The 21,006-nt window shown below is 61.4% G+C and carries 18 protein-coding genes and 1 tRNA gene; 11 read left to right on the top strand and 8 right to left on the bottom strand.

What is annotated here, in order from left to right; genetic code table 11:
• Positions 1-22 precede the first annotated feature (22 nt).
• Positions 23-904: an NAD(P)H-hydrate dehydratase gene (locus RGAI101_RS10255; protein WP_083792079.1), complete on the top strand. Its 882-nt coding sequence runs from the start codon at positions 23-25 to the stop codon at positions 902-904.
• 72 nt (positions 905-976) lie between these two features.
• On the opposite strand, the gene RGAI101_RS10250 is transcribed toward RGAI101_RS10255, so the two are convergent.
• Together RGAI101_RS10250 and RGAI101_RS10245 are read right to left on the bottom strand one after the other, a co-directional pair.
• Positions 977-1,573 carry an SDR family oxidoreductase gene (locus RGAI101_RS10250; protein ID WP_008229138.1) on the bottom strand — a complete coding sequence of 199 codons (597 nt, stop codon included), beginning with the start codon at positions 1,571-1,573 and terminating at the stop codon, positions 977-979.
• A gap of 92 nt (positions 1,574-1,665) precedes the next feature.
• Positions 1,666-3,042: an NAD-dependent succinate-semialdehyde dehydrogenase gene (locus RGAI101_RS10245; protein ID WP_008228219.1), complete on the bottom strand. Its 1,377-nt coding sequence runs from the start codon at positions 3,040-3,042 to the stop codon at positions 1,666-1,668.
• A 259-nt stretch (positions 3,043-3,301) separates the two neighbouring features.
• On the opposite strand from RGAI101_RS10245, the gene rpsU reads away from it, so the two are divergent.
• The 8 genes from rpsU (at position 3,302) to RGAI101_RS22570 (ending at position 10,979) form a co-directional block, all read left to right on the top strand.
• Positions 3,302-3,502 (top strand): 30S ribosomal protein S21, encoded by a 201-nt coding sequence (gene rpsU, locus RGAI101_RS10240; protein ID WP_008225136.1) that lies wholly within the window; start codon positions 3,302-3,304, stop codon positions 3,500-3,502.
• Positions 3,503-3,664: 162 nt separating this feature from the next.
• Positions 3,665-4,591 (top strand): MYG1 family protein, encoded by a 927-nt coding sequence (locus RGAI101_RS10235; protein WP_008226604.1) that lies wholly within the window; start codon positions 3,665-3,667, stop codon positions 4,589-4,591.
• A gap of 43 nt (positions 4,592-4,634) precedes the next feature.
• Positions 4,635-5,273: a PAQR family membrane homeostasis protein TrhA gene (gene trhA, locus RGAI101_RS10230; RefSeq protein ID WP_008227960.1), complete on the top strand. Its 639-nt coding sequence runs from the start codon at positions 4,635-4,637 to the stop codon at positions 5,271-5,273.
• Between the two features lie 96 nt (positions 5,274-5,369).
• Positions 5,370-6,761, top strand: a complete 1,392-nt coding sequence (selA, locus tag RGAI101_RS10225) for an L-seryl-tRNA(Sec) selenium transferase (protein ID WP_008228269.1) — start codon at positions 5,370-5,372, stop codon at positions 6,759-6,761.
• Positions 6,758-8,644 (top strand): selenocysteine-specific translation elongation factor, encoded by a 1,887-nt coding sequence (gene selB, locus RGAI101_RS10220; protein WP_008225306.1) that lies wholly within the window; start codon positions 6,758-6,760, stop codon positions 8,642-8,644. Before selA ends, selB begins: the two co-directional genes overlap by 4 nt.
• A 41-nt stretch (positions 8,645-8,685) precedes the next feature.
• Positions 8,686-8,780, top strand: a tRNA-Sec gene (locus tag RGAI101_RS10215).
• A gap of 63 nt (positions 8,781-8,843) precedes the next feature.
• Entirely contained in the window at positions 8,844-10,433 is a 1,590-nt protein-coding gene (locus tag RGAI101_RS10210; protein WP_008227755.1) for a TlpA family protein disulfide reductase, read from the top strand.
• A gap of 24 nt (positions 10,434-10,457) precedes the next feature.
• A complete protein-coding gene (locus tag RGAI101_RS22570) occupies positions 10,458-10,979 on the top strand; it encodes a UGSC family (seleno)protein (RefSeq protein ID WP_255296096.1) in 522 nt (173 codons plus the stop codon).
• Positions 10,980-11,016: 37 nt separating this feature from the next.
• On the opposite strand, the gene RGAI101_RS10195 is transcribed toward RGAI101_RS22570, so the two are convergent.
• The 4 genes from RGAI101_RS10195 to RGAI101_RS22700 are packed head-to-tail and all read right to left on the bottom strand — an operon-like array spanning position 11,017 to position 16,094.
• A complete protein-coding gene (locus RGAI101_RS10195) occupies positions 11,017-11,550 on the bottom strand; it encodes a maleylpyruvate isomerase N-terminal domain-containing protein (RefSeq protein ID WP_008227120.1) in 534 nt (177 codons plus the stop codon).
• Positions 11,547-12,647 (bottom strand): cupin domain-containing protein, encoded by a 1,101-nt coding sequence (locus RGAI101_RS10190; protein WP_008227553.1) that lies wholly within the window; start codon positions 12,645-12,647, stop codon positions 11,547-11,549. The genes RGAI101_RS10195 and RGAI101_RS10190 overlap by 4 nt, the downstream gene beginning before the upstream one ends.
• Positions 12,648-12,668: 21 nt before the next feature.
• Complete coding sequence (locus tag RGAI101_RS10185; protein WP_008225611.1) at positions 12,669-13,364, bottom strand: fumarylacetoacetate hydrolase family protein; 696 nt, start codon at positions 13,362-13,364, stop codon at positions 12,669-12,671.
• 15 nt (positions 13,365-13,379) lie between these two features.
• The gene (locus RGAI101_RS22700) at positions 13,380-16,094 is read right to left on the bottom strand and encodes a benzoate-CoA ligase family protein (protein ID WP_037227943.1); all 2,715 of its coding nucleotides are present in this window, start codon (positions 16,092-16,094) and stop codon (positions 13,380-13,382) included.
• A 153-nt stretch (positions 16,095-16,247) separates the two neighbouring features.
• On the opposite strand from RGAI101_RS22700, the gene RGAI101_RS10175 reads away from it, so the two are divergent.
• On the top strand, positions 16,248-17,045 hold the full coding sequence (locus RGAI101_RS10175) for an IclR family transcriptional regulator (RefSeq protein ID WP_037227940.1): 798 nt from the start codon (positions 16,248-16,250) through the stop codon (positions 17,043-17,045).
• Here RGAI101_RS10175 and nagA read toward each other — a convergent pair.
• Positions 17,040-18,167, bottom strand: a complete 1,128-nt coding sequence (gene nagA / locus RGAI101_RS10170; RefSeq protein WP_008226141.1) for an N-acetylglucosamine-6-phosphate deacetylase — start codon at positions 18,165-18,167, stop codon at positions 17,040-17,042. The two genes, RGAI101_RS10175 and nagA, sit on opposite strands and share 6 nt — an antisense overlap.
• Complete coding sequence (locus tag RGAI101_RS10165) at positions 18,164-19,039, bottom strand: BadF/BadG/BcrA/BcrD ATPase family protein (protein ID WP_008227803.1); 876 nt, start codon at positions 19,037-19,039, stop codon at positions 18,164-18,166. The genes nagA and RGAI101_RS10165 overlap by 4 nt, the downstream gene beginning before the upstream one ends.
• A gap of 162 nt (positions 19,040-19,201) precedes the next feature.
• Here RGAI101_RS10165 and edd point away from each other — a divergent pair, with 162 nt between their 5' ends.
• Positions 19,202-21,001, top strand: coding sequence for a phosphogluconate dehydratase (gene edd / locus RGAI101_RS10160; protein ID WP_008227796.1), 1,800 nt, complete (start codon positions 19,202-19,204; stop codon positions 20,999-21,001).
• The last annotated feature ends 5 nt before the right edge of the window (positions 21,002-21,006 follow it).

Genomic DNA, 21,006 nt, shown 5'->3' with positions numbered 1-21,006 from the left:
GAAACAACCTGTGAGGTTCAGCATGACACAACCCGACGAACGGGAATCCGAATTCAGGATCACGCGGGACCACCTGAAGCGACTGATGAAATCCGGTGACAGGCATAAATACGATTACGGCCACGCGGTCGTGGTATCGGGCCCGCCGGGGCAAAGCGGGGCCGCAAGGTTGGCTGCGCGCGGTGCGCTTCGCGTCGGGGCAGGGCTGGTCAGCGTTTTCTGCCTGGACGCCTGCAAAGGTGAAAATGCTGCGCGTCTGGATGCCATCATGGTCAAAGCCTACCCCGATGATGATGGATTTGCCGATGGGCTGTCGACGTTGCGGGCATCGGCGGTCTGCATTGGTCCGAACCTTGGACTGGATTGGGAAAGCCATGGAAAACTGCTGGATATTCTGTCCCTTGGCATCCCGCTTTGCCTTGATGCCGATGCCATAACACTGATCGCGCAAGACCCCGAGCCGATCAAGGCCGTGATGCATCCGCAGGTGGTCATGACCCCGCACGAGGGTGAACTGCGCCGTCTGATCCCCGATGTATTTGCCCGAACGACCTGCCGCGTATCGCTGGCAGTGAGTGCTGCGCAAACGATGAAGTGCACCGTGCTTTTCAAGGGTACCGACACGATTGTTGCACAGCCAAACGGCGATCATAGCGTTGTATCGTCACAGGGTTTCGCACATGCCGCCTGGCTGGCGACAGCGGGGTCGGGGGACGTTTTGTCAGGCATCATCACCGGCCTTATCGCCAAGGGGTTTGATGTGTCCGACGCTGCGTCACTGGGCGCGAACCTTCATCTGCGCTGTGCCGAAAAGTTTGGCCCCGGTCTGATCGCTGAGGATCTTCCCGAAGCGTTGCCAGCTGTCTTGAGGCAGTGTTTCGAGACAGAAGATCACGTTAAGTGAAGTTTGGCAGTCTGGCGACCAAGGGCCGGTGTCAGGTGCTACGGCCCTTGGTCGCTGGTGATGTCATCGGATTCAGGCCGACTGCATCAGCTTTACCTTGCCGGTCCACGCGTCGCTTTCAAGTGCATCCGCGAGGGCGGTGGCCACATCGCCGCGCGCTGCTTTGGCCGTGACATCGACATCATCCCCGAACAGCATGTCGCCAGTTCCGTCATCGTCCGTCAGGGCGACAGGACGCAGGATGGCATAGTCCAACCCCGACTTTTTCAGATGCTCGTCCGCGTCGTGTTTGGCCTGCAGATAATGCGCCAGATCGCTTTCAGGGTCGGGGTCACCCGCACCGACACTGCTTAGCATCACAAAGCGGCGCACACCGGCATCCGCCGCGAGATCGACCAGACGCATCGCCCCGTCACGGTCGATCTTGTCGGTCATGTCGGCACCGGTATCCCCGCCGGACCCCGCGGCGAAAACCACCGCGTCGCAACCTTCACACACACCGTCTTGCAAATCCGCAAGGTCCCCGAGGCGCTGTTCGGCCTGCGCGGGAAGTTTGCTGGTGTCTGAGCTTTCGCGCACCAGGGCGATCGGGTCATGACCACGCGCAACGAGCGTTTCCATCAGGCGGGAGCCGGTTTTTCCGGTCGCCCCTGCAACAAGTACTTTCATGGTCGTATCCTTTCAAAAATAGAATGCGGTCGGCAAAGCGGCCCCTTATCTGGCCAGTGCTTTGCCGCCTCTTGATCATCACGATATGCTGCTCAAGGCAGATAGATCGCCTTGGCGTTGACGAATTCTTTCATGCCAAATCCGCCGTGTTCACGGCCGAAACCGGAATCTTTCACGCCGCCGAACGGCATGTTCGGATCGGCTGTCCCGAAGGAATTAAGACGGACCATGCCCGTATCGAAATGGTCGCGGGCCAGCTTCAGCGCCTTGTCTTCGTCCTTGGTAAAGATGCCTCCACCCAGGCCGTAGCGGCTGTCATTGGCAATGCGCATGGCATCGGCATCGTCCTTGGCCTTGATGATCGCGGCAACGGGCCCAAAGATTTCATCGTCATAGGCGGGTGATCCCGGCTGACAATCTGCCAGAACGGTCGCGGGGTAGTATTGGCCCGTGCGGTCATCAGGGTCCCCGCCGCACAGCAGGGTGGCCCCTTTGGCGACGCTTTTTTCTACCTGTTCCTTGATCGTCGCAAATTGTTCTTCGCTGGACAGCGGCCCAAGCTGGGTGTCATCCGAAGTAGGGTCACCCATCCTGATGGTCTTCATCTGCGCGACAAAGGCATCCACGAACGCATCATAGACAGCGTCCGTCACCACGAAGCGTTTCGCCGATACGCAGGTCTGACCATTGTTATAAAGCCGCCCCTGCACACAGGTTTTCACGGCCAGTTCGACATCCGCGTCCTCAAGCACGAGATATGCATCGTTCGACCCCAGTTCGAGCACGGATTTCTTCAGATGTTTCGCGGCAGTCTGGCCAATCTTGCGCCCGGCACCGTCGCTGCCCGTCATGGTGACACCGCGCACAAGGTCATGTGCAATCACTTCATCCGACGTGTCGTGATCGATGATGATCACCTCGAACAACCCGTCGGGCAACCCCGCCTTGGCGCAAATCTCCTTGAGCATCAGCCCGGTGCCCGTACAGATTTCGGCATGCTTCAGCACGACCGCATTGCCCGCCATCAGATTGGCGGCAAGAACGCGCACGGGCTGATAGACGGGGAAGTTCCAAGGCTGGATGCTGTAGATCACGCCGATGGGACAATGCGCGACAATCCCGCGTTTCTTGCCTCCTGAATGGGTGCGTTCCTCATCAGCAAGCAGATCGGGCCCCTGCGTTGCCGTGTATTCAAAAATCTGCGCGCAAAGCTCGACTTCGCCCTTGCCGTCGCGCAGCAGCTTGCCGGTCTCTTGTGTCATGAGTTGCGCCAGATCGTCGACGTTTTCCCGCAGCGCCTTTGCGATTGCGTTCAGATAAGGCGCGCGCTCGGCATGCGTCTTCTCTCTCCAATCGAGGAAGGCGGCATGGGCGCTTTCGATTTTTTCGAATGCTGTCTCCTTGTCCATCAGGGGGTATTCGGCAATCGGCTTGTCCGTTGCGGGATTAACTGTCGTAAGCTCTGTCATGCAAACTCTCCGAGTTTTGTGTGTTCGAAGAGACAACACCGCATGCGGCCAACTGTTCCAAATACCTTAAGGCACCGGGATTGGAGCAGGACATGTCCGTTTGTCGAAGAGGGGGCATCGCCTCGCGCCGTTTCAGGTGCGCATCACGCCTTCGCGCCATTTGATGCAAAAGCAGACTCGACAAAGCAAAGTTGAGTTGATAAACGGCGGCTTGATTTCAATGATTGTAGATTTATCCCAGAAGGATGATGAAAACCACATGCAGGTTAGTGTACGCGACAACAACGTCGATCAAGCCCTCCGGGCTCTGAAGAAAAAGCTCCAGCGCGAAGGCGTGTTCCGTGAGATGAAACTCAAGGAACAGTTCGAGAAGCCTTCCGAGAAGAAAGCGCGCGAGAAGGCTGAAGCGATCCGTCGTGCACGCAAGCTGGCACGCAAAAAGCTTGAGCGCGAAGCATAATTCACGACTCGCTTTAGCGGAACTTCAATCCCCCGTGGCCAATCGGCGGCGGGGGATTTGCTTTGCGCTATGATCACATCCTTTTGCGATCCCAACTGGCGCGCGGCCTGCGGGTTGCGCCAAGGCGGTCACCGGGCCGCCGGTTTCATGTAAGGCATTGCCATGACCATCCAGCACCTTGTCACCCACTCCGGCGGATTTCACGCGGACGAACTTTTGTCCTCGGTGATCCTGACGCGCCTTTTTCCGGATGCGCAGCTTGTGCGCACCCGTGACAAGGACTGGATCACGCCTGCCCAAGACCGGATCATCTATGATCTGGGGGGGCAGTTCGATGCGGGCTTGCAGATATTCGATCACCACCAGCGGCCCAATCCGCTGCGTGAAAACGGCCAGCCCTTCAGTGCGTTCGGCCTGATCTGGGCGCATTACGGTCGCGACTACCTGCGCGCGATGGATGTGCCGGATCAGGACATCGAGGCGATCCACACGTCATTTGACCGTGGTTTCGTAGTGCCCGTCGATCTGATCGACAATGGCGCGATCAACGCCTCCGAAGCAGGCCCGTTGTTCGCCGGACTGACGCTGCCCGTGCTGCTTGAGACGCTCAAGCCGGTGTTTGATGATCGCGAAGACGGCGCTGACGACCGCGCTTTTGCCGCGGCGCTGCCCATTGCACGCGCCTTCGTCGAGGCGCAGATCAACCGCAAAGCTGCCAAAAACCGCGCCGAGGCGATGGTCATGGCCGCTATCACAGCTGCCGGGGATCGCCATGTTCTTGAGCTTCCGATGGGCATGCCCTTTCGCGCGGGCGTAGAGAATGCCGGTGCCGACCATCTGCTTTTCGTCGTTCACCCGCGCGGCGCGGATTGGGCGTTGACCACGATCCGCACCGGCGACGACACCTTTGACACCCGCGCCGATCTGCCCGCTGCATGGGCCGGCCTGACGGACACCGCGCTTGAGGACGCGTCTGGCGTGAAAGGCGCAAAGTTCTGCCACAACGGTCGCTTTATCGCCGTGGCCAGCAGCCGTGACGCGGTCTTGCAGATGGCCGAACTGGCCGTGACGGAGGCCTTGGCCGAATAGCCTTGGTGCGCCCCATGCCAAACGCCATCTAGCAGAGAAGACCATGACCACAATCACCTTTCCCAGCCCGCATTTTGCCCACCGCCGCGCCGATCTGGCCGTGCATGTTCTGGGGCTTGCGCTGATCCTGACGGCCGGTACGGCGCTGATCTTTCATGCGGCGAACAGCTTGGAACCCGCGCTGATCGCTGCCGTTGTGGTCTATGTTCTCTGTGCGCTTGGGTCCAACCTGGCGTCTATTGCGTATCACTTTACTGCCTGGCACGGTCACCGCACGCTGTTGCGGCGCATTGATCACGCCGCGATTTACCCCAGTATTTCCGGCACGTTCACCCCGTTTTTCGTTCAGGCGAATACCACATGGACGCTTGCGTTGCTGGTTGTCAGCTGGGTGCTGACAGCGGTGGCGATCTGGCACAAGATCACCAACGAATCCGTCAAAACGCGCTGGTCCACGGCTTCTTATCTGGGCCTTGGTGCCGTGGGGATGGCGGCGCTGCCGCATTTGACCAGCGTCGATATCTCGGCGCTGTGGTGTGTCATCGCAGGCGCGGCCTGCTATGTGATCGGTACGGTTTTCTATGCCCGCAAGGCCATGCCGTATCGCTATGCCACATGGCATCTCTGGGTGAATTTCGGCGGCATCCTTATGTTTGCAGGCATCTGGATCGCGTCGTTCTGATCTTGCTGCGGCTTTCCTTTTGACGGGGTGCGATCGGCCTTGCCCCGCCTGTGTGGCCCATTAGACTGGCGCGGCACAGGGGGGAAGGGCCGACAGGTGAACAGCCAGCTTAGACAATTGCCACAGGTTGATACCCTGTTGCACAGCCCCGCGATCGCCAAGGTGATTGATGCGTGCAGTCGCCAAGAAGTCATTGACGCGTTGCGTGACCTGTTGTCGCGACTGCGCGTCGATATCCTGGCGGGGCATGCTGCCGAACTGCCCGATTTTGCAGGTGACCGCTTTGCACAGGGGCTGCACGCGCAGATCCTCAAGGCGCGTGCACCGAATTTGCGCGCAGTGGTCAATGCCACGGGGATCATCATTCACACCAATCTGGGCCGCGCCCGCCTAGCCCCCGAAGCCTTGGCGGCGATGCAGGATGTCGGCGCGCAGGCGTCCAACCTTGAACTGAACCTGACGACCGGCAAGCGCGGGTCGCGGTATGATCACGCCGAGGCGCTGATTTGCGAATTGACCGGTGCCGACGCCGCGCTGATCGTCAACAATTGCGCCGCCGCCGTCGTTCTTGGCCTGATGGGCACTGCAATGGGGCGCAAGGTCATCGCGTCACGGGGGGAGTTGATCGAGATCGGCGGCTCCTTCCGCCTGCCCGATGTCATTGCCCAAAGCGGTGCGGTGCTGAAAGAGGTCGGAGCCACCAACAAGACCCGGATTGGCGACTATGCCGATGCCATTGAGGATGACGTGGCCGTTCTGCTGAAAAGCCACACCAGCAATTTCCGGATCGTGGGGTTCACGGCTTCGCCCGCGCGCGAGGATCTGGCCAAGCTGGCCAAGGATCGTGATCTGATCCTGATCGAGGATTTGGGCAGTGGCGTTCTGATCGACCTGTCCCCATTCGGGCTGGCGGATGAACCGGTGGTGGCGGATATCTTGAAAGCTGGCGTCGATCTTGTGATGTTCTCGGGCGACAAGCTGCTGGGCGGGCCACAGGCGGGCATCATTGCGGGCCGTGCCGACATCATCGCGCAGCTGCGCGCGCATCCTTTGCTGCGTGCCCTGCGCATCGACAAACTCTCGCTTGCCGCGCTTGAGGCGACGTTGCGTCTGTACCGCGCGCCGAACGATCCGCTGACCCGCATCCCCGTCTTGCGGATGTTGTCCGAACCGTTGCCGACGGTCCAAGCCCGCGCTGATCTGCTGGCGGGCATGTTGCACGATCAAGGGGGCTGCGAGGTGTCGGTCGCGCCGTCTGCGGCCTATGTCGGGGGCGGGGCGATGCCGCAGCAGGATCTGGCCAGTTTTGCGGTTTCGGTCAGTGTGCCTGATCTGCCGGCCGATGATCTGGCCAAGGCATTGCGCCACGCGCATCCACCGGTCATTGGCCGGATACACCAAGGCCGGATGCTGTTGGACATGCGCACGGTGACAGATGATGACCTGCCCCGGATCGCGGCAGCATTCAACGCGGTGACGGCCCCATGACAACCGCCTGCATGATCGTCATCGGTCACGTGGATCACGGCAAGACGGCGCTGGTGCGTGCCTTGACGGGGATCGAAACCGACCGTCTGGCCCAGGAAAAACAACGCGGCCTGTCGATCACCCTTGGCTTTGCTCATTGCGTTTTGCCCTCGGGCACGCTTGATCTGATCGACGCGCCAGGGCATGAGGATTTCATCCGCGCCATGGTCAGCGGTGCCACGGGCGCAAGCGGTGCGATGCTGGTCGTGTCGGCCGCCGAAGGCGTTGCGCCGCAGACCGTTGAACACCTGCGGATTGCCGGGCTTTTGGGGGTGCCGATCGCCCTTGTCGCAGTGACCAAGGCCGATCTGGTGCCGGTCAGCGCCATGGTTGATCGCCTTGATGCCATTGCTGCAGCCTTGACGGAACTTGGTCTGGCCGGGGTTCCTGTGATCGCATGTTCGGCGCTGCAAACCGGCGGGATGGAGGCGCTGACCAAAGAGTTGGACGCCGTTCTGCAAACCTTGCCAAAGGGCATGTCGCCCGGGGCGGCTTTCTTGCCCATTGACCGTGTGTTCAGCCTGCCGGGCATGGGCACCGTGGTCACCGGCACGCTTTTGGGCGGGGCGTTGACGCTGGACGATCCCATGGTGCTACACCCTGAGGCCAGACCGGTGGCGGTCCGTGGTTTGCAGTCTCGGGGGCAGGCGTGTGATGCGGTCGCCCCCGGTGAACGCGTCGCGGTGAACCTGCGGGGTATCGCGGTCGACGGCATCGCACGCGGCGATGTCTTGTGTGGCGCTGCTGCGTTTGCGCCGTCCGATTGTCTGGATGTATGCCTGTCGCTGCTGCCCGACGCAAAGCGGCCCCTGAAGCACATGCAGGACATTCGCGTGCTGTTTGGCACTGCGCATGCGGTCGCGACCGTGCGGTTGATGGGCGGCGGGCAGATAGCACCGGGCGGCACCGGATTTGCGCAACTGCGCTTTGGGCAGCGCGTCGTGGCCTTTGCCGGTCAGACTGCTATTTTGCGCAGCCTGTCACCGGCTGTCACCTTGGGCGGGTGTAGCATTCTGGACCCGCAGGCGTTGCCCGTGAAATCGGGCGATACCGCCCATCTGGGGGTGATGCAGGCGGGGTGGGCGCAAGATGCAGGTCAGATCATCTTGGCCCTGTGCAAAAAGGGGCGGGGTGCGGCGCGGATAAGTGATATCGTCCGCATCGGCCGGCAAAGCGTAGAAATGGTGCAGGCGGACCTGCCTGCCGGGTTCACTGTGGTTGAAGGCGGATGGGTCATTCAGGACAAAGCGCTGGAAACTGTCCAGGGAGAGATGCGCGCGCGGCTTACGGATTTTCACGCGGCGCAGCCGGTCAGGCAATGGGCACCGCAGGCTGTCGTTCAAGACCGCACTGTGTCCGAGGTGGTCTTGAAACACGCGGAAAACGGGTTGATCGCCGACGGCGTGCTGCGCCGACAGGATGACCATATTGCCCTTGCCGCCCATGATCCCTGGGCGCTGCTGACCGATGCGCAGCGCACACGGCTGGACCATATGGAAGGCCGGATCAGGCACGGCGCGGTAACACCGCCCGACATCGCCACGGTTCTTGACGCGCCGGATGATGCCGATCTTTTGGCCTTGTTGACCGGCACGGGGCGTGTCGTCGCGATGGTCAATGTCGGTCTGAACCAAAGGCTGGTTTTCCATGCTGATGCCCTTGCCCGTGCCGCCCGTGACCTGACGGCGGCCTTTCCGCCGGCAACCCGTTTCACGACCGGTCAGGCCCGCGCAGCACTGGCCACGACGCGCAAATTCATCGTCCCGGTGCTGGAACACTTCGACGCCCAAGGCATCACCTTCCGCAGCGACGATACCCGCCAAATGGCCCCGCCCGCGCAATAGGTCTTTACCCCGGCCCGCCCCACGCTAGTTTGGCCCGGTTCGGAGGTGACTGGAGTCTGGTGGCTTCCCTGGTCTTCAAAACCATGGACGCGCCGAAAAGGCGTGTGGTGGGTTCGATTCCCATCCACCTCCGCCAAGCGGCTGGACATTGCGCCGCGTTCACCTGCACTATGCAAATGCATATTTGGGAGGGTGGAACATGATCGACGAGGCGCGTTCTTTCACACTGGATAATCTGGACGGGACGGCACATGCCTTTGATGGCACTGGCCCCGCTTTGGTTTGTTTCGTGAAAGAAGATTGCGAGACCTGCAACATCGCGGGCCCTGTTCTTGAGGGGCTGTTCAAGGCCTACGGCAGCGGCATCGACATGATTGTTCTGGGCCAGTCCGGCGACAAAAACGCGGATTTTGCCCAACGCCATGTTCTGAGTATGCCGGTTCTGGCCGATGCGGGATGCAAGGCGTCCTTTGATTGGGACATCGAAATCGTACCTGCCGTGTTCTGGATTGATGCTGACGGCAAGGTCGTCACCAAATTCGAGGGTTTCGTGCGCGACGACTGGCAAGCGCTATCCGATCAGATTGCGACCGAGACGCGCCAACCCAATGCCCAGATCGACTGGGACAGCCTGCCCGCATGGCGGCCGGGTTGCGGGTCAAAACACTTTGATCCCGAAATCTACGACAAGCTGCGCGCCGAAGCGGACGGCAGCGTTCTGCGCGCCCGCAAGGTTGAGGTTGCCAGCGGTGACGACGTGGCAGAGTTCATGTTCGATCAGGGGTTCTCGGACGGGTTGCCGCTGGTGCCGCCGACGCCCGAACGGGTGATGCGGATGCTCGCGGGGACCCACCGCGATCCGCAAGAGGTGATCGCGACCGTGCCGCCGAACATGGGGGTCGGTACCGTTGAAAAGATCGCGATCAATGCGGTGATGGCGGGCTGCAAGCCGGAATATCTGCCCGTAGTCATCGCTGCGGTCGAGGCGGTTTGTACGGATGAATTCAACATTCACGGGGTGACTGCCACGACGATGGGGGCCGCGACGGTCATGATCGTGAACGGCCCCGTGATAGAGAAAATCGGGATGAATGCGGGCCTTGGCGCAATGGGCGCGGGCAACCGTGCCAACGCCACCATCGGTCGCGCGCTGCGTCTGGTGATCCGCAATGTTGGCGGGGCCACGACGGGGGGCGTTGAACGGTCGGTGTTGGGTAACCCTATGAAATACACCATGTGCTTTGCCGAAAACGAGGCCGTGTCGCCGTGGGAGCCGCTGCATGTTGAACGCGGATTCAAGGCGGAGGAGTCCGTCGTGACCGTCTTTGCCATGACCGGCGGCCCGGTGCATATCGTCGACCAGACCTCGCGCAAGCCCGACCAGATTGCCGGGTCATTGGGGCAGGGGCTAGAGGGGGTCTTCATGCCCAAGTTACACAACTTGCCCGTCGATGCGCTGCTGGTCGTGTGCCCTGAACATATCAATACGCTGACCGTGGATGGCGAATACTCCAAAGACCGCCTGCGCGACCGGATCCAAGAGGTCACGTCGCGCCCCTTAAGTGAAATGGTCCAGGATGATCATTCCGGTGCAGGCATACCGCAGGCTGATGCCGAAAAGATGGGCCCGGAAAAGCTGGCGCAGCTTGCCCCGAAATTCGCAGGCAAGGAATACATCCATATCGTTGTCGCCGGCGGCGAGGCCGGCAAGTTTTCGTCGGCCTTCCATGGCTGGGCCACGGGGGCGGTCGGATCAATTTCCGTTTCCAGAAAGATCGATCTGGGCTAGCATCACCTACAGAGGAGGACATGAATGACAATAATTCTCGACCCGACGGATGAACGCGTCCCGGTCGTGCGTCAGATTACCGAACGATCCGGATCGGTCCAGGGTGTCGTAGGGCTGCTGAACATCAGCAAACCGCGCGGCAATATCCTGCTGGACGAACTGGACCGCTTGATAGCCGAAGGCGCGCCCGCCGTTGAAATCCGCCGCTATACCAAGCCGACTTTCGCCAAGCCGTGCCCCGACGCATTGCGCCATCAAATCCGCGATGAATGCGATTTCATGATAGAGGCATTGGCGGATTGAGGATCATGTACCACGTGCAGTATGCACGATACAGTCTGGTTTGAAATCCAGGGGATCCCGTCCGTTTCCGTCGCCTCGAGCGCATTTGGCCAAGCCGCCGAAACGCAGCGCAAGGCACTAGGCATGGAAGGCGCAAGATACGTGTTGGTGCCGCATCCTATTCAGGATGCCACCGACGACGAAATGCGCGTCAAAGCGCGTGAGGCTTATGATCAGATCATGGCGGCCTTGAGCGATGAATAACGGCGGCGGCGTAGGGTTTACCCCGCGCCGCCGTTTTCTAAAGCAGGTCGTCGGGCACGTCTTTGACGCGTCCTCCGGCATTCAGGTCCAGCGCGTTCTGCCAAAGCACCCGCGCACGCAGCACCGGCGTATCGCGCAGGGCGATGCCGTTGCAGGTCAACCCCCAATCCCCATCCGTCATGTCGCGCCATGCGACGTTCAGATGCACGCTGGCGTGTTCGATCAGGTGCCGCAAGGCGCGCGGCGGGAGGGTTTCACCCAAGGCTATTTCCGCCGGGGAGGGGGCCAGCGGCCGGTCCCGGCCGGTACCAGTCTGCGCGGCGGCGATGAAAAGCCCAAGGTGGCGGGCATGGTATCCGGTCTGCGCAATCACCGCGCGTCGTGACCACCCCGCGCGAGCCGATGGCGCGTCAAGATCGGCATCGCCCAGCCCGTTCAGAAGACGGGCAAAATAGGCCGTGCCCCTACGGGCCATCGCCAGTGCGTCCGCCGGGGCCGCCTGCGCATCGTAACGCGCGCCCTTGCCTTGGCGCGCAACAAAAGCTGCAAGGGCCGCGTCTGTGGTTGTCATTCCTCGACCACCATGGTGCGTCCGAAATTCAACCGTTCTATGATCGGCGCGTCGGAAAAGCGGAACAGATCGAATTGCGTTTCGGCTTGCAGCGACCATGAAATCCACGAGGGCACGACGAACATGTCGCCGATGTCGAGCGCATGTTCTACGCCGTCCAGTACAACCGAACCTTTGCCTTCGAACACTTGAAACACTGATGATCCCACCTCGCGGCGGGTCTTGCTGGATGCGCCGGCACGCAAGCGGTGGAACTGGCAGCGGATCGTCGGCATCACATCGCCGCCCGTCGTGGGGTTCACATATCGGATCGCGGCGTGGCCTTGTTCGACGGTGGCGGGAATGCCTTCGTCTTCCAGCAGCAGCTGTTCAGTCAAGGCGCGGTCGGTGTGTTCCCAGCGATACGCCCCCAGCGGGCTGCTCACGGTATCCTCGAGCCTTGAGAGCGGGCGCAGGCCGGGGTTGGCCCAGAGCCGTTCGCCCTGGCTGAAGTTGGGGGTGGCATAATCGGTGACATGTTCGGTGCCGAATTCGAAAAAGCCGACGTCATTATGCTGGCTGAAGGGGATGTCCAGCCCGTCGATCCATGCCATTGGCTTGTCCGTGACATTGTGATGCCCGTGAAAGTTCCACCCCGGCGTCAGCAACAGGTCACCGCGCGACATGCGCACGGGATCGCCGTTTACCACCGTCCAGACGCCTTCACCTTCGACCACGAACCGAAAGGCATTCTGGGAATGGCGGTGTTCGGGCGCGGTTTCCTTTGGCCCCAGATACTGGATCGCGGCCCACAGGGTCGGGCTGACATAGGCGTTGCCGCCAAGGCCGGGGTTCGCCAGCCCAAGCGCGCGGCGTTCGCCGCCACGGCCCACGGGGACAAGTTCACCGGACGCTTCGGCCAGCGGTAGAATGCGCGACCATTTCCAGATGTGCGGCACCGCCTTGGGCTTGGGGTGCATCGGCATCAGATCGCCAAGCTGGTTCCAAAGCGGGATCAGGTTTTCCGCCTCGAACCCCTTGTACAACGCCCGAAGCGCAGGCGTATCTTCGGGTTGCATGCCGTGGGCAACCGTCTCGTGATCAGGTTCTTTGGTCATGGTCTCTCTCCCTTTTTCGGATCAGGCGCGCGGGCCAATATGGGTGGTAACCTGCCCCAGGCCTTCGATTTCGACAACACATGTATCGCCTTCCAGCAGCGGCCCGACGCCAGCGGGGGTACCTGTCATGATCAGATCGCCAGGCCGCAGTTCGATGGACTGCGAGATGATCGAAACGACCTCGGGCACCGACCAGATCAGTTCGGCCAGATCGGCGTCTTGGCGGGGCTGGCCATTCACCGTCAGCCTGATCGCCCCTTGTGCCAGATGGCCCACATCGCTTGCGGCATGGACAGGCCCGATCACCGCCGAGCGGTCAAAGGCTTTGCCCCAGTCCCAGGGTCGGCCCTTTTCGCGTGCCTCAAGCTGAAGGTCGCGGCGGGTCAGATCATTGCCGACAGCATAGCCCCAAACGTGATCCAAAGCGTCCGCTTGCGCGATGTTGCGCCCGCCCGTGCTGATGACGGCGATCAATTCCGCCTCGTAGTGGAAATTTTCGGTTTCGGGCGGATAGGGGATCGTCTGGCCATCCTCGACCATCGCGTCGGCGGGTTTGGTAAAAAAGAACGGAGGGTCCCGGTCGGGGTCTTTGCCCATTTCAATAGCGTGGGCAGCATAGTTGCGCCCCACACAAAAGATACGGCGCACTGGGATGCGGTCGGTCGATCCGGCGATGGCGACGCTGGGGGTGGGGGCAGGAGGAAAGATAAAGCTCATGGGGTCTCCGGTCATTCAGGGGCGGTGCAGCAACGCTTGGCGGTCGATCTTGCCGGTGCCGGTCTTGGGCAATTCAGCGACATAATCGATCAGGCGGGGGTATTTATACGGCTGTAGCCGGGATTTGACGAAGCCGCGCAATGCGTCGCTTTGGGTGTCATCCGCCGTAATGCCGTCGCGCAGATGCACGATGGCGCGCAGGGTCATGCGGCGGTCGTCAAGCTGATGCGCCAGCACGGCGCATTCGTGCACATCGGGGTGTTCGTTCAGGCAGCGTTCGACTTCCAGCGGCCAGACCCATTGTCCGGACACCTTGATCAGATCATCGGCGCGGCCTTGGAAATAGTAATACCCGTCACGCTCGACAAAGCGGTCCCCGGTATAGATCCAGTCGCCGCGCATCGTATCGGCGGTCTTGTCGGGGCGGTTCCAATACATCGGCGCGGACGAGGTACCGCGCACATACATCACGCCCTCTTCGCCCGGCTGTGCAGGGGTGCCATCAGGGGTTTCGAGCCGGATTTCATAGCCGGGTACCCGCGCCCCAGCGGCCCCCGGACGGTGATCCTGCAATGTGTTCGACAGGTAGACATGAAGTAATTCGGTCGATCCCAGCCCCTCGGTCGGGCCGTGACCCACCAGATCGACCCATGTTTTATAGACATCCTCTGACAGAATTTCGGCGGCGGACATGCTTTGACGCACAGAGGACAGATCGGTCGTCGCCGCATTTTCATGCCGTGCGACGGCGGTGAACAAGGTCGGCAGGCCGAACAGCACCGTGGGCTTGCAGGTTTCGATCGCCGATAACACGGCCTCGGGGCGGGGCTGTCCGGGCATCAGCAAGACCGCAGCGCCGACCGAAAACGGGAAGGTGGCGGAGTTGCCGAACCCGTATGCGAAATACATCTTGGGGACGGAATAGCAGACATCATCAGGGCGCAGTTGCAAGATCTGAACGCCAAATGACGCTTGGGTATAGGCCATGTCGTGATGCAGATGCACGATGCCCTTTGGCATGCCTGTCGAGCCTGAAGAATACATCCAGAACGCCATATCATCGGGGCCGGTATCCGCGCAGGCCAGCGTGTCGGGTTGGTTTTCAAGGAAAGCTGCGTCTGTCATGAAACCGGCTGCATCACCTCCGACGACGATCACAGTCTCAAGATCGGTGCCTGTCATTACGGTCGCGTCAAACCTGTCCGCCAGCGCCGTGTCGCAGATCGCAAACCGTGCAGCACTGTCTTTGAGGAAAAAGGTCAACACCTCGGGCGTGGTCATCGTGTTCAGCAACACTGGCACGAATCCTGCCCGCACAGCCCCAAAGAAGGCAGCAGGATAGGCAGCGGTATCATCCAGGAGGAATGCGATCCGTTCGCCACGTTTCAAACCGGCGGCGATGAACGCATTGCCCCAACGCGCGGCATCCGTGATCAGTGCGGCATAGCTGATCCGGCCATCGGGGGTAATGATGGCGGTGCTGTCGGGGTTGCGTGCAAGGTTTTGCCACAGGATGTCAGAGCAGTTGGCGTGCTGCGTCTTGTCAAACCCGATCTCGACCGCGCCGGGCACCATGTCGGCAACCGGGTCCGTGATCTGGGCGGGCCGCCCCTCGTAACGGGCCGCGAATGCCGGGGCCATTTTGCGCAACCGGTCCATGTCCACACGGCCGGAGCGGGTGATGTAGTCAAACGCGAAATCCAGCGGGGCAAGCGCCATCTTGTCGCCGAAATTGTCGTACCAGAGGGCAGAGGTGTTTGCCGCCTGCACCATCTTTTTCGCCACCGGCAAACGGTCGGCCTGAAACGTGGCCAAGGCGGCATCAATGTCGGCATCCGTGGCCAGGGCGTTGACCAACGCGATGCAATCCTCAAGCGCGAGGCGCGTACCGGACCCGATGGAAAAATGCGCGGTATGTGCTGCATCGCCAATGATGACATGCCGCCCCGAGACCCAGTTTTCACACCAAAGCCGCGGGAACTGCCGCCAAAGCGATTTGTTCGTGATCAACTTGGTCCCGCCCAGAACATCCGCAAACAGGGACTGGCACAGGGCGGCGCTGGCGTCTTCGGTCATGTCGGCAAAGCCGTAGTTCTGGAACGTCTCGGCCTCGCATTCGATGATAAACGTGCTGCGATCCGGCGCAAACCGGTAGTGGTGCGCGTTCAGCGGGCCAAGATCAGTCTCGATAAAGCTTTGTGTCAGGGTATCAAAGGGGCGGTCGGTGCCGAACCACGCAAAGTGGTTGGTGAAATGGTCGATTTGCGGGGCGAAATCAGCCTCGAACGTCCGGCGCACCAGTGAATTCAGCCCGTCGGCCCCGACAATAAGATCGGCATCAATCTCGTCCAATGAGGTGATCAGGTGGTCAAACGACATCTCGACGCCCAAGGCCAGCGCATGTTTGCGCAGGATCTCGATCAGCTCAAGCCGGCCAACGGCGGAAAACCCGACCCCGTCCAGCACAACCTGATCTGTGGGCAGGTGGAGGGTCATGTTTTGCCACTGTTCCATATGGGGCGTCAGCAGGTCGTGAATCTCGGGGTCCGCTGACTTCAGAAACGCCAGCGCCTGATCCGAGAATACCACGCCAAAGCCAAAGGTGGCACCTTGGGGGTTCTGTTCGAAAAGCTTTACGCGGACGTGGGGCATTTTGCGCCGCAACAAGATCGCGGTGTAAAGCCCCGCAGGCCCGCCGCCCAGAATCGCCACGCTTGATAGTTTTGACATCCTGCTCCTCCCAAAGCTCTCACTCAAACCTTGCGGGGACGCTAGGGGACAATTGCACATTAGGCAATAGATTCCTTATTGCGGAAAATATGCGGTGATTGTGTCTTGCCCGTCCGGACTGTAACGATGGGGGAATTCGCAAGGGAAGGTGCCATGTCCAAATCATCCGAAAGCCAAAGCGCAGGCATCCAGTCGCTTGATACCGCGTTGCGTTTGCTGTCGGTGATGGCGGATCAGGCGGGACCGACATCGCTGACCGATCTGGCGCGCGCCAGTGACATGCCCCCCAGCAAGGTGCACCGTTATCTGGCGTCCTTCCTGAACGCGGGGCTTGTGGCGCAGGCAGGACGGTCGGGGAAATATGATCTGGGGCCGGGGGCAATGCGGCTGGGCCTTGCCGCCATCGCACGCCATGATTTCGTGAACCGCCCGTCCGAAGCGCTGGCCGATCTGCGCGACGAAACCGGCCTGACGGTGCTGCTGTCCGTGTGGGGCGGTGGCGGTGCGACGGTGGTCCGGTGGGAACGCGCGGCGGCCCCTGTCGTGACGTCGATGGGCCTGGGCACGACGCTGCCTTTGCTGAATTCGTCGTCAGGCAGGGCTTTTCTTGCATGGGCCCCGCGCGCGCCGATCCAGACCTTACTCGAGGCCGAATTGCGCCGGATGAAACGCACACCCGCCCTGGCATCGGATTTTGTGCCGACGACGGCGGGGGTCGATGCGCTGTGTGCCAAGATCAAGGCGCAGGGGCATGCGACAGTGGACGGTGATTTCATTCCCGGTCTGGTCGCCTTGGCTGCTCCGATCCTTGATTGGCAGGGCGAGGCGCAGGCCGTCATCACCTTGATCGGAACCGAGGCCGAAGCCATCGAGAGCGGATCGCATGCGGTACAAAAACTGATCGGCTTTTGTCAGGACTATTCCTTTGCGCCGATCCTGCCGCCGCTATAGGTCGGTCAGCCAGCGGCACCGGGTGAAGTCATCGCTTAGCCAGATCATGCTATGCGCGTGCGCCGTATCATGCGCCGTGCGCAGCAGTGCGGCGGGGAAGGTCGTTGCGCGGGCCAAAGCGTCAGTCAGAGGTGTGCCAACCACATCAACCATATAACGCACCGCCTGCGGCAGCGTCAGATCAGCACCCGCAAGCGTGCCGTCGGCCAAGGTCAACCTGCCGCCCGCGCGCGAAATAACGCGACCGTTCAGGGTAAAGCTGGTGATGTCCGACCCCGCCGTTGCCATGGCATCCGTGACCAGAAAAACCTCGCCCGGTCCCTTGTTCGCGGCCAGTGCGGCGCGGATCATTGCGGGGTGCACATGAACGCCATCCGCGATCAGCCCTGACGACACGGTGTCATGATCCAGCGCGGCACCGACCAGTCCGGGTTCGCGCGCAGTGGCTTGGCTCATCGCGTTGAACAGATGGGTGGCGCAGGCCGCGCCAGCGTCAAACGCCCGCATCGCAGTGTCGTAAACGCAATCGCTGTGACCCAGCGAAACAATGACGCCTGCCTTGGACAGCGCGGTGATCTGCGCTGTGGTGACGTTTTCGGGGGCGACGGTGACCATCAGCGTGTCGATATGGTCGGCAGCTTCAAGCAGCATAGCAAGGTCATCGGCCGTCATTGACCGGACCAAGGTTGCGTCATGGGCCCCCTTGCGCGCCACGCTCAGGTGTGGCCCTTCCAGATGCAGCCCGCAAATCCCGGGGATATTTTGCCCGAGCGCTTGGCGTACCGCGGTAATTGCCGCCCGGGTTTGATCAGGGGTATCGGTGATCAGCGTCGGCAGAAATGCCGACGTGCCAAGGCTTTGATGGGCGGTGGCCATCACGGTCAGGGTTTCGACATCGGGGCTGTCGTTAAACATCACCCCGCCACCGCCGTTGACCTGAAGATCGACAAAGCCGGGTGAAACCACACCGCCGTTCAGCGCTGTGACGGGGCACCCATCGGGCACAGCATGAGGGGCAACCAACTGTGTCGTGCCGGTCTGCGAAACCAGCAGCGCATGGTCGTCCCACAGGGTGCTGCCGTCAAATATCCGTGCCCCTGTGAAGGCCTGTCTTGGGGTCATTGCCGCGCAGCGCGCATCGCGAGCGCAAAGGCCCCGTCTACTGCGCGGCCCTTGGCGGGGACCAGATGGCGCGTCATGTCGGCGGGCAGGTAATCTGCGTAATGCGGACCGACACCGCCCGCGAGGCACAGGATATCCCCGGTCTTGTAGTCAAGTGAGGTGAGCGCGCTTTGCAGATATGCTGCACCGCTTTTCATCAGGTCGACACCGATCGCATCACCAGCGGCAGCGGCCTGCACCACGGCCGGCGCGTGGGTCGCGAAATCTCCGGGCCGCGCCTTGAGGCTGAATTGCACGATGCCCGCGCCGCCGCCAAGGGTGTCGAGCAGATGGCTGGACAAGGGGCTGGGAGGCAATATGCCGTCTACCACCAGCAGCGTTTGTACCAACGCCCCGTGTCCCAGCCACGCGCCTGACGCCTGATCCGACACCTGATAACACCACCCGCCGATGCATTTTTGCACCTCGTCACGTTGGCGCGCGATGATGGTACCTGTGCCAAGGGCAATCACGAACCCGTCGTCTTGCCCGATGGCCCCGACGATGGTGGTCGCGGTATCTTCAGTCACGACCGATGTGCCAAAGGGCAATGCCGCAGCGACCCTGGCCCCGATGTCCGGCCCGGTAAAACCTGCCAGCCCCAGATGCGCCACGGCGTCGCCCATCCGGCTGGCGTCCAGCCCTGCGGCCTGAAGCGCTGTTCCGGTGGCCTGCATGATATTCGCGATCGCCTCGTCGAAATCGGTGCTGACATTGGCACGCCCGCCCTTGGCTTCGGCCAGAATGCCCTGCGCTGCCGTGCCCACAGCAACGCGACACCCGGTGCCGCCACCATCTACGGCGATCAGAAAAGAAGGTTCAATATTTGTCATTGGGTTTGTTTAAGGTACAAGAATTTGCGGGGAAAGGGTCTTTTCGCTTTATCCCGCACGTAGGCTTCAGCAGGTTTGCAAAATCCTGACGGCCGTGCTAGGTTAGCGCTAACATATTTTGGATCAACGGCCCCGCCGGGATGCGAAACAGGAGGAGAAATCATGCTTAACGATACCGTAGCCCGCGTCACCAACCGGATCATTGCGCGCAGCGCGCAAAGCCGCGAAGCCTATCTGGGCCGCATGCGCCGCGCCGCCGAAGACGGACCGGCGCGCGCGCATCTGTCGTGCAGCGGGCAGGCCCATGCCTATGCCGGTGCCGGCCCCGATCAGGATGCGCTTGCCACGAAATCGGCGGGCAACATCGGCATCATCACCACCTATAATGACATGCTTTCGGCGCATCAGCCGTTTGAACGCTTTCCCGAAATCATCCGCGACGCCGCCCGCGCCGTCGGGGGCACCGCGCAGGTTGCAGGCGGCGTGCCCGCCATGTGCGACGGTGTCACCCAGGGCACCCCGGGGATGGAGCTGAGCCTGTTTTCGCGCGACGTCATCGCCATGGCCGCAGGGGTCGGCCTGAGCCACAACACTTTTGACGCCGCCGTTTTTCTGGGGGTCTGCGACAAGATCGTGCCGGGGCTGGTGATCGCGGCGCAGGTCTTTGGGCATCTGCCCGCGATCTTCCTGCCTGCGGGGCCGATGACCTCGGGTATCTCGAACGATGCAAAGGCTGCGGTGCGCCAACGGTTCGCCTCGGGCGAGGCGACGCGCGAAGAGCTCATGGCCTCGGAGATGGCAGCCTATCACGGTCCGGGCACGTGCACCTTTTACGGTACCGCCAATACCAACCAGATGTTGATGGAGTTCATGGGCTTGCATTTGCCCGGCGCGTCTTTCGTGAACCCCAATACCCCATTGCGCGATGCGCTGACCGTGACAGGCGCGCAGCGTGCGCTGGCGATCAGCCATCTGGGCAACAACTATACGCCGGTGTGCGATGTGCTCGACGAAAAAGCCTATGTGAACGGTATCGTCGGGCTGAATGCGACGGGCGGATCGACCAATCTGCTGATCCACCTGGTGGCGATGGCGCGGGCTGGCGGAATTGTTCTGGACTGGCAGGATTTTTCGGATCTGGCCGATGTGACGCCGCTGCTGGCGCGGGTCTATCCCAACGGTCTGGCCGATGTGAACCACTTCCACGCGGCCGGGGGGCTAGGCTATATGATCGGGCAGTTGATATCGGGCGGCTTGCTGCACAAGGACGTCAAAACCGTCGCCGGAGACGGTCTGGACCGCTACACCCAGGACCCCAAGCTGAAGGACGGTGCGGTCGAATGGGTCGCGGGGCCGACCGCGACATTGAACGACAAGATCCTGCGGCCCATGGGGGACCCGTTCCAGCCGACAGGCGGTTTGAAACGCTTGACGGGGTCGCTGGGCAATGCGGTGACCAAAGTATCTGCGGTCAAGCCCGAACAGCATGTGGTCGAAGCGCCTGCACGGGTGTTTCACGATCAGGAAGCGGTCAAGCTGGCCTACAAGAATGGCGAATTCAACGAAGACGTCGTGGTTGTCGTGCGCTTTCAGGGGCCCAAGGCCAACGGCATGCCCGAACTGCACAGCCTGACACCAGTCTTGGCGAACCTGCAAGCGCGCGGGCTACAGGTGGCGCTGGTCACCGATGGCCGCATGTCGGGCGCGTCGGGCAAGGTGCTGAGCGCGATCCATGTCTGTCCCGAAGCGCTGGACGGCGGGCCGATCGCACGGATACAGGACGGGGACGTGATCCGCGTCGATGCCCGTGACGGCCTGCTTGATATCGTGACGCCCGGTGTGATGGATCGCCCGTTGGCGAGCGCCGATCTGTCGGGCAATGAACACGGGCAGGGGCGTGAATTGTTCGCCACCTTCCGCAAGACCGTCGGCGCTGCCGATACCGGTGCCAGCAGCATTTGATTTGA

Source organism: Roseobacter sp. GAI101, assembly GCF_000156335.1.
Lineage (GTDB): Bacteria > Pseudomonadota > Alphaproteobacteria > Rhodobacterales > Rhodobacteraceae > Sulfitobacter.
The sequence above is the reverse complement of the archived record's forward strand: the minus strand, read 5'-3'. Positions and strand labels throughout refer to the sequence as shown.